The following is an 8,949-nucleotide window of genomic DNA, read 5'->3' as shown; positions in this document are numbered from 1 at the left end:
CGCAGGTGGTTACCAAAAGGGACCAAAGAAACAACTCCCAAAGAAGTCGCTTTTATTGAAAATTGGATAAACAATTATCCTAAAAAATGTTTGGACTACAAGTCACCAAAGGAATTTCTTAGTGGTGGCTAATTTCAACTTGAAATTTAGCGTAAAAGGTGATTTTGATATTTCTGTCTGTAATTCTGTGGTATTATGAATAAGTTCCATATGATTCTCCTAATGTTGGTTTGGTCACTATTCATTATAGGTCATGTGGGACTTTTTTTGGTACCTAAAAAGACCCCATAATCTCTATTTGGGGTCGTTACCCACTATAGAAATTATAGAGCCGGTTTTTATTTGAAACTCGTTTTTGCCCGTCCTTTTACTATACTTTTTGAAAAAGAAAAGAGCCGGAGAAATTCCGACTCACCTATAGTCCGTACGGGATTCGAACCCGTGTTACCGCCGTGAAAAGGCGGTGTCTTAACCCCTTGACCAACGGACCATCTCATCTCAAGGACAAGAATAATTATAGCAGTTCGTATTTTAGAATGCAAGTCTTTTTTTCAAAAAATTTCATTTTTTTCAGCTAATAATTCTTTCATGGCTGAAAAACGTAGACGAGACAAGGGACAGCTGATCTGTTCTGGAAATAAAACTAGTCTATTTCGTCGATCCCAGCCCCGGATATTTTGAATATTAGCTAGATAGGACTTGTGAGGGCGGAAAAAGCGGTCTTGTCCTTTGGGGTCCTTTAAATCACTTAGCTCTTGTAGGGTTCCTGGAAATTCCTTGATAAAATTTTTGCCGACCATGCGTAGTTTGTGGGAATTTGGTGCTGTTTCAATATAGAAAATATCCTGAAAAGGAATCTGCAGACGTTCGCCTTTGGCACAAAAATCAAAATAGTCTCCTTGGCTGTCCAAATCCACAAAATGCGAACGGCTATATTCCAGGACTTCTCGTAATCTGAGACGAAAAAGATCGTCTGCCAAATCCTTGGGAATAAAATCCAAAGCGGCCACCTGGTAACGGAAGGTTAGGAGGGCGAATTCAGAATGGGAACTGGTAAACACAATAATCGCAAAGGGATTATTTTTTCGAATTTCACGCGCCACTTCCAAACCCGTTCGCTCCCGATTCTGAATCTCAATATCCAGAAAATAAAGTTGGTGAACTTCTGCCTGCGCGTGGTAAGCCATAAATTCCTCTAGTTTTCCCGTAGTTCGAATTTCCAGCTTTTGCTGCAACTCTTCTCCTAATTCCTGCAAGGCTCCTTCCAAGCGGATTTGATGGTGAAGCTGGTCCTCTAAAATCAGTACTTTCATGAGTGACTCCTTATCGTTAGGTGTTGTGTAAAGCGATGCTCATCAAAGTCTGTATCCAATAACATGGCTGTCTCATGATTGAGAATCCGCTTTACCGTAAATAGCCCGGTCCCTCTACCAGGTCCCTTGGTTGACCAATCTGCTTGATAAATCTTTTGAACCTCTAAATCACCAGCTGGTCGACTATTTTCCAAAATCAATTCCACCCCGTGTTCAGTTGGAAAAATCGCTAGCGCAATCTCCTTATCTGCAGATGCTTGAGCGGCTTCAACTGCATTGGTCAGTAAAATTGTCAGCAAACGAACCAAGGCCAGCTGATGCACATTCAAGGCTGGGACCTTTTCACGAATTTCTAAAGAAAATTCCACCCCTGTTTCCTGGGCTTGTCCGAGATAGTAAAAGATTAAACTCCGAATGGTCTTATCCTCCAACAGGCACAAATCAAAATAGGAATATTCATGAGAGGACAAGCTCTTATTGGCCTCCAATAATACTTCTCGATGCAATTTTTCAATCAATTCCCAATCCCGACTTTCAATCGCCATCGTAAAGCTGACCAACATGCCCGCAAAATCATGCCGAAATCCCCTTAAATCCTGATACAGGCAACCTAACTTTTTACACAGCTTAGCCATGGGGAGCCGCCCTTCCCTTTCCTCTTTTTCAAAAGAAAGAATGGACAAGCGCAACCGTAAAATCACAAAAACAAAACCATAAAGCGAAGCCGTTCGCAAAAAGCTAAAGCAACCAAGGGATAAAAAGGAACAGATACACATTTGCGACAGGGTTAGCAACAAGTGAATCAGAATAAAGGCAAAAAAGGAAGTTCGCACCTGCTTATGAAAACGCGGTTCGTCCAGCAAGACCAAATAGCGATGAACATAGTGAAAGCAGAGACAGAGAGTATAGGTAGATAAGCCTACAACCACACCATACAGGAGCACATGAAAATCCACAAACACCCGGTGATCCACAATCGCATACAGGCCAAAAAGAAAAAAGCCGCGCAGTAAGTCAAAACCGAGGTAGAGGATCCCGACCGAATAAGCCGAGAAAGAAAGACTCTCATAGGTATTTCGATAGAAAAACCAAGACAAGAAAAAAGGCTCCACCAGAAGAAACAGGTAAAAAAGGGGAGAGTAGAGGATGCCAAATCCTATCAACAGCAGCTCATACAGACAAAAACCACTAAAGAAAGGCATTTTTAAACGATTTCCCAATAGACTAAAAAAGAGCCAGCCCAGGCTCCCAGAACGGATCAGCAATAAAAGCAGATGAAACGGACTCTCCTGTCCTAAAAACAAATGAACTTCCATAGCAACTGTATACTATATCTTAAAGCAAATACTAATTATTATTATTCCGCCATACAGCCAACAAAAACCACCAAATCAACACTTTTAGGGGTTTAGATATTCCATACACCCCCATAGACTACCACCAAAGGAGAACAAAAAGGGGAACAAATTTTTTACGAGTTCAGTAGGCAAGCTGGCGAGGTCAAAACGACTTCGCTTTTTTGTTGGTCTGCTAAGGGATAGGCCTACACCGTTGCCAGCGAGCAAATACCCACATAGCTACTAAAATATACAACTTGATAAAACTTGACATTTTTCAGCCTATAAGGGAGCTACTGGATTACCTGCTTTCAATCTGCGCGTGCTCTGCCAAAAATGGAAACAGTCAACTAATAGTTGATAACCACAATAGCCCCGTATTTTCCCCCTGGGAGCTTTTAAGGATTCAAGGTATAAATCACCACCGACATTACTAGGGTTCAAAATAGGGGCGGTCTCGTTGAAATTTTTGCTATTCTGAGCGGTATTCTTTTAAAAAACAGCCTAAAATGCACCAAAAAGGAATCCCCAAATCAGTCAGAAGTCAGCAATGACAAGAAAACGACAGGGGGGAGGGGGGGTCGTACGCGAGAAATGCAAATATCTCCGTAATCGACCCCACCACCGGTGGCGGAATTAAAATTAAATCCCGATTTTTTCGACATGGGGGACTAGTCTAACCTAAGTCTGTGTTTTACAGGGTCAGCTCCCCTACTGTTTCCTACTGTGACCGTTCCCAAAAAATCGATTATGTACCAGCTACCAACTCCATCAAGCAACCGCCTAGATAACCATAAGTGAACTCATGCAAGGCTTCGCTTCTTACTTGATCATATTCCTTCTCTGAACCCACTCAAATTTGAGCATGTTGAAATGTTTTAAGTTGTGTCCAAAAATGGACGTTACTAGTTTGTATTGGTTTCCTGTTCATCTATATCAGATTTTATTCTCGTATTTTCTAGTAATATCACCCACCCAGCAACTCCTCCAACTCCTCCATGGCTCTTGTCCTAGCCCGTTGTATAGTGGCTTTGCTGACCCGTAAACTCCTAGCTACCTCGTCCCAGCTATTGCCATCGATGTAGAACAACCTGATAACCATATTGTCTAACGGGTCAGACAAGGATTCAATGCCCTGGGCCATCTCTTTCTGCTCGTCAAGACAAGCTTTAAACTCCACTTTCAACTCGGACAACCTGTCAATGGTATTGATAGTTCTATCCTCGGTGGTATTCCTGTTGCTATTGTTCCGTGGCTGATTCTCAAACTGCTGGGAAGCTATCGGGTTACTCTCCAAGTATTCGATTTCCCTTTTGATTTCTTGCAAGCGTTCAGGTATTTTCTTCAGTCTGTTCAATCGTTTCTTAATATCTGTCATTGCAATATTCTACCACCCTTTAAGCCATAAGGTGTGGGCTTTATCCATGTACTTATGGAACTTCCTCCAGCGCTTCAGATAATCAGGCCATCTCATCCACTTTGGGCGCTTTGGAAAGTCATCATAATCTACGTAACCTTTTGGCGGTTTAAAATTTGGATCTAGCTTTCGGATTTCCTTTAGTGCCATATCCCACCAATACCCACAATCTGTTTTGGTTCTGTTCCGTGTCTGCTTATAGATTCCTTGACACTCACCGCAAGCCATAAAGCCTACAACTCCATATAATACCCGTCGGCGTGTATCACAATCGGGGCAAATAAAATACCATTGCTTACCGCCATAGTTAGCTGGTCGTGACTCCAGCGGTATGTACTGACTACCCAAGTACAATGATTCAGCTTCTAAATCAATTTCAAAAGGCTCACCCTCTGACATACCTTTTGCGCGTGAGCTGTCCATCATACCGACAAATTGTTCTATGGTTAACTTCATCATCACTATATACCTCCAAATGCCCAACTATGTAGGCAAAAAGGCAACCCACTTTTGGGCTACCCTCGTTTTTTATTGTTTAGACTTCAACATTCTCCAGGAACTCCGTATAAATTCCGTCATGATCCAAGACTTTCATCAGCTTCAACACGTTAGGCGTAAGCATTGATCGTTGTAACTATCTATTCCCACCATGTTATTGTTTCCGATTTGCATTTTTCTTCCTCCTTCTTAAATCAATACCCCTAATTTCTCCATTTTTTCCACTAAATCGGGGTAAAGTATTTCCGTCATCACGACTCGGTCATTTTTTAATACCAAAAGCATTCCTTGGTGTTCATCCTCATCATAAGGAAATCTCATCATTTTAATCTGATCAATATTGACTAGTCCTTTTTCGGTTTTTATAAACATCTCAACACCCCTTTCTTAACCTCATAAAATTCCTCAACCTTTTCCGCTCTCATGCACCCGGTCGGTTCTCCATCTTCAAACTCAATAACCAAAGCGTCATTTTTGGGTCTAGGTACATGGGAAATTCCACCATCTTCCAACATAACCACGGCACCGCTGACCAATAATTTCATGATGAATACCATCATTTCTTCAATATTTACAATTTCTTTCATGTGTCTCCTCCTAATTTATGTTAAAAAATAGATTTTGTGACCTTTTGTGCCCTAGAAAGGGAACACGCTCAAACCCTTGGGGCTGTAAGGGTTTAGCCACGTTGTGTGCCAGTGCCGTTTTTCTCGGACATTATATATATTTTAAATAGATAATAATTATTATTTATTTTATTTTATCCATAATAGAAAAAGAACGTCACAAGGTCACATAATAGCAACAAACCCAGCAACACCAATGGTTTTCGTTGTGCCATTCTTAAAAAAGAAAGTCACAACAAAGGCACAAACCACCTAAACAGCTAGTATTATCAAGGGTTTTGGCTATTTCAAACAAGGGCACAAACCTTTTATCTGATTTTACTGATTCCCCTCCGTGACCCTGCTAGGTCTTTTTGAAAAAAACCAAACGGATCTAAGATTTTTTCATCACCAAAAACTACCCGCCCCGACTTTATTTCATACCTTCCCTCTGTCTCTTTATTCAAAACAGCTACAACTCGCTTACCCGCTCCGTAAAGCTGTGGGTTGCTGATTCCCTCGTCATGGGCATACTCTGACAGCTCTCTTTTTAAAAATGCTGTAGGTACATGAGTTAGTCCATCCCAACCGTTAGGAACGTACCTGTTTTTCACGAAACCAAGGATATAGTCATTATCTGACTTGTATTCCTCAAGCGTCGTCTTGGTCACTTCTGGCTCAATGAATTTCTTAAAGTTCTCCATGTTCAAAATCTTAAACAGAACCCACTCTAAAAGCTCCCTGTCTTTTAAAAATACTTGCTTGATTTCTGGGCGCTCCTTCTGTCCGTTAAAATCAGCGTTAAAAGGAACGATACATAAACGCCTATACCAACCTTGGGACTTGTTTCGACTGTTAGGCAACGCATTGGCCGAGAAAAGACACAAAGGCTTCGTGGTTAGTTCTACAGGTTTTTCATGCTTGGGATTGATCATCACGGTGTCCCCTGTCGCTATACTCATCAAGTCAGAAACTTCATCAAGATACTTGTTACTAATATCATCACCGATATTACAAACTTTACCGAGCAACATTTCAGGCTTATGCCCTTCAAACTGGTCAGGCCGCAAGGCAGCTACATTCTCTTGGCCTATCAAATTCTTTAGTAAATCTTGATAAGTCCCTTTTCCGTTGTTCCCATCTCCTAGAAGGAGAACAATTTTCCCCCTTGTATAGTTGGGATTGATAGCTTCATTCATGATCTGCCAAAGGAGAGTCACTACATCTTCATCACCTACTGCGATACCGTCCAGCCATTCATCAAAATCAAACCAGCCCCCGAGGATCGGCTTTTCAGCCCCTGGGTTATAACTAGTCTTAATCTTGCTGGTGATAATGAACTGGGGCGCGTGTGGTCTGAAAGTCTTGTCTTTGAGATTAAAGATTCCATTATTGACCGGGATAAGATTTCTATCTTCTAGAGGTCGCTTCATCTTTATCATGGTTCTTAGTTGCATTTCAACTTCTTTGTAGTGTGCCGACTTCAAACGACCATCAAAAGCCCGACACAATCGCCACAATAAATCCCGACTATGAGTGTATACCCCACTATCCCAATCGAATGTATACACGGGGCTGCTATCAGAAATCCCACCCCGACCAATGAAAGTAAAATGGCATAGCTTGTTCAAATTCTCTGCAACATCAACAGGGGAGGGTATCGGGATTTTTGTTTCAGTTTCCCCCTTTCTCGGTCCTTTTGAAATAATCTTTATTTCGGTATGTTCTATTCTCCAAAGCTCCCCAGCTTGCTTGATTCTGCGGTACAAATCCGCCATGCTCTCAATCTCATTAAAATCATATTCAGCTTCCGCCTGATTCATGCTTTGGGTTAATTCTTCAATATTCATCTATAGCCCTAGTCTCCTTTTTTCGATTTCTCGTTCTGTGATACTTTTAAAAGTCCTGTCAACTTCTTCAATCGGTAACGGGTCAGTCGTCACACTATTGGCAATTTTTGCCAACTCATACGCTGTGGCCACATCGCACCGAACATACTTCGAGTATAGAAGTCCCACAAATCGAGTCAGCGCAACATTTCGCCCTCCCTCGTCTCCTAGACCATTCAGGAGAGTTTTAACAACCCGCATTGTAAGTGAGTCCCCGCTGTAAGCCGTTGAAATACCTCCCGAACTTCTAGGAGAAGAACCGCCAACCGAGTCAGTCTTTTCAACTTTCTGCACGGGGTAGTCCTGCCCCAGATTCTGAAAACGGATAGCCCCAGCCATTGCTTGTGTCTTCACGGGTAAACCTTGTAGCTGCGACCACGTTAGAGAAGCCCCGTCGTAAGGTAGGCCGATTCTGTCCCCTATCTCCCTAACAGTAGCTTTATAACTAACTTCATCCATTTCCTCGCTTGGCTTGACTACTAACCTGTACTTTGGCTTTTCTAAGCTATATGAGATGGTTGGATAGATCAAGAAAGTGTAGTCGCTCAAAACTTCTTTGACTGCTTCGAAAAAATCATCTTGATTCTCTAGTTCGTCATAATCAAGAAAAATCAAATCACGCGCCACGAGTGTTTTATTACTCCGTTTGTAACTCCCGTCTGGTTCAGCTTCAACTGTTCCAGCGATACAGTACGGGGCTTGGCTCTTCTTCCATTGCCCCAATCCTGCTGTAGGTGGGACAGGTACAGGCTCTAAGGCGACCAAGTAGTCCCATGAACTCATATCAGGAGCTACTGGGGTCAGTCGTCTGTTTTGTACTCCAATACTTGTATAAATCATCTTTCAGCTCCTAAAAACATCAATATATCGGACTCTCTGTAGAATACTGTTCGGGTATCCTCAAGCGGTGGTTGGTAGCGTTTCAAGCCAGCTTTTTCCCACCTTGTCAAAGTTTGATAACTGATCTCAAGCTCCTCCATTAATTCTTTTTGAGAAATAAGCCCCGTCTTGCGATTCCTTTTTCTCTCATAGGATTCCAGAAATTTCTTAACCATGGTCAATAGTTCCAACTTCAAAGCTGTTTCAACCTCTTGGCTTAATAGATTCATGGTCTTTCCTCCTAAACTACTTCATCAATCGCTCTGACAATCGTGTCTAAGACGTCGGTAACAGTAGATAGTGTCGCATAGGTCAAATTACGGTCATCACAAGCTAGAGTACTATCGGATATAGTCACCAAGTTGGAAAGTTTTACCCTAATATCTTCTAAATCAATCTTATTCATGTTCTTTCTCCTCAAACTCTGCCAACACTTTTTCATGTTGCTTTAGGTCGGCCATAATAAGTGTATTCAAGCGTTCACCCTCTGCCTTATGCTGGGCTTGTAGCTCACGGATTCCCGCCAAACGCTCCCCATCATCAACTGGGATATAATGCCCGCTATTGCCCCCACGGTTGGCCACAATTGGGACGCGGTAGCGAACAATCAAACGGCTAATAATATCCCGTGCTGTCCGCTCATTGATTCCTAGGAGTTTAGCAAGCTCCTTCGTATTGATAGGCCTCTGACTCCCTACTGGAATAAGCCTAAGTAGCCTTACTTCTAAATCTGTCATCTTCTGCCTCCTAATTGTAGTACCGACCAGCTAACCAAATATATCGGCCATAGTCTGGGGTTAGTTCTGTTTCTTGCTTTGTGGCGCGTGTTTCCTCTGTGGTCTCAATCTTTGGCTTTCGGTGGAATACCGTAAGCCCCAGCAGAAGGAACAAAACAAGCAAGGTCAACAGTTGGTCATGGATTGATAAATATAATTCGTTCATGCTTCCCTCCCCATAATATTCATTACGTTCATAGCTTCTCGCCCTAATTTATGATATAATTAAAATATT

At 42.1% G+C, this 8,949-nt stretch carries 12 protein-coding genes, 1 tRNA gene and 1 pseudogene; 1 reads left to right on the top strand and 13 read right to left on the bottom strand.

Annotated elements, in window-relative coordinates:
* Positions 1 to 132: pseudogene (locus HZY94_RS04000) on the top strand (IS30 family transposase); the annotation flags it as partial.
* A 286-nt stretch (positions 133 to 418) separates the two neighbouring features.
* Here the strand turns inward: HZY94_RS04000 and HZY94_RS03995 are convergent.
* From HZY94_RS03995 to HZY94_RS03935, 13 genes are all read right to left on the bottom strand, one after another.
* Positions 419 to 490, bottom strand: a tRNA-Glu gene (locus tag HZY94_RS03995).
* Between the two features lie 61 nt (positions 491 to 551).
* The gene (locus HZY94_RS03990; RefSeq protein WP_179925096.1) at positions 552 to 1,313 is read right to left on the bottom strand and encodes a response regulator transcription factor; all 762 of its coding nucleotides are present in this window, start codon (positions 1,311 to 1,313) and stop codon (positions 552 to 554) included.
* On the bottom strand, positions 1,310 to 2,629 hold the full coding sequence (locus HZY94_RS03985) for a GHKL domain-containing protein (protein WP_179925095.1): 1,320 nt from the start codon (positions 2,627 to 2,629) through the stop codon (positions 1,310 to 1,312). The genes HZY94_RS03990 and HZY94_RS03985 overlap by 4 nt, the downstream gene beginning before the upstream one ends.
* Before the next feature lie 988 nt (positions 2,630 to 3,617).
* Entirely contained in the window at positions 3,618 to 4,028 is a 411-nt protein-coding gene (locus tag HZY94_RS03980) for a DUF1492 domain-containing protein (RefSeq protein WP_160331986.1), read from the bottom strand.
* A 9-nt stretch (positions 4,029 to 4,037) separates the two neighbouring features.
* The gene (locus tag HZY94_RS03975) at positions 4,038 to 4,526 is read right to left on the bottom strand and encodes a hypothetical protein (protein WP_179925094.1); all 489 of its coding nucleotides are present in this window, start codon (positions 4,524 to 4,526) and stop codon (positions 4,038 to 4,040) included.
* Positions 4,527 to 4,754: 228 nt separating this feature from the next.
* Positions 4,755 to 4,937 (bottom strand): hypothetical protein, encoded by a 183-nt coding sequence (locus HZY94_RS03970; protein WP_160331984.1) that lies wholly within the window; start codon positions 4,935 to 4,937, stop codon positions 4,755 to 4,757.
* Complete coding sequence (locus HZY94_RS03965; protein ID WP_160331983.1) at positions 4,928 to 5,152, bottom strand: hypothetical protein; 225 nt, start codon at positions 5,150 to 5,152, stop codon at positions 4,928 to 4,930. Before HZY94_RS03965 ends, HZY94_RS03970 begins: the two co-directional genes overlap by 10 nt.
* 347 nt (positions 5,153 to 5,499) lie before the next feature.
* Positions 5,500 to 7,020: a DNA primase family protein gene (locus HZY94_RS03960; protein WP_179925093.1), complete on the bottom strand. Its 1,521-nt coding sequence runs from the start codon at positions 7,018 to 7,020 to the stop codon at positions 5,500 to 5,502.
* Positions 7,021 to 7,899, bottom strand: coding sequence for a primase alpha helix C-terminal domain-containing protein (locus HZY94_RS03955; RefSeq protein ID WP_160331981.1), 879 nt, complete (start codon positions 7,897 to 7,899; stop codon positions 7,021 to 7,023).
* Entirely contained in the window at positions 7,896 to 8,168 is a 273-nt protein-coding gene (locus tag HZY94_RS03950) for a hypothetical protein (protein WP_160331980.1), read from the bottom strand. Before HZY94_RS03950 ends, HZY94_RS03955 begins: the two co-directional genes overlap by 4 nt.
* An 11-nt stretch (positions 8,169 to 8,179) precedes the next feature.
* On the bottom strand, positions 8,180 to 8,344 hold the full coding sequence (locus HZY94_RS03945; RefSeq protein WP_179925092.1) for a hypothetical protein: 165 nt from the start codon (positions 8,342 to 8,344) through the stop codon (positions 8,180 to 8,182).
* Positions 8,337 to 8,675 (bottom strand): DNA-binding protein, encoded by a 339-nt coding sequence (locus tag HZY94_RS03940; RefSeq protein WP_160331978.1) that lies wholly within the window; start codon positions 8,673 to 8,675, stop codon positions 8,337 to 8,339. Before HZY94_RS03940 ends, HZY94_RS03945 begins: the two co-directional genes overlap by 8 nt.
* Positions 8,676 to 8,685: 10 nt before the next feature.
* Positions 8,686 to 8,880: a hypothetical protein gene (locus HZY94_RS03935; RefSeq protein WP_160331977.1), complete on the bottom strand. Its 195-nt coding sequence runs from the start codon at positions 8,878 to 8,880 to the stop codon at positions 8,686 to 8,688.
* Between the last annotated feature and the right edge of the window lie 69 nt (positions 8,881 to 8,949).

This window comes from Streptococcus danieliae, assembly GCF_013415245.1.
Taxonomy (GTDB): Bacteria; Bacillota; Bacilli; order Lactobacillales; family Streptococcaceae; genus Streptococcus; species Streptococcus danieliae_A.
Note: the sequence above shows the minus strand (reverse complement) of the source record. Positions and strands in the feature narration are given on the sequence as shown.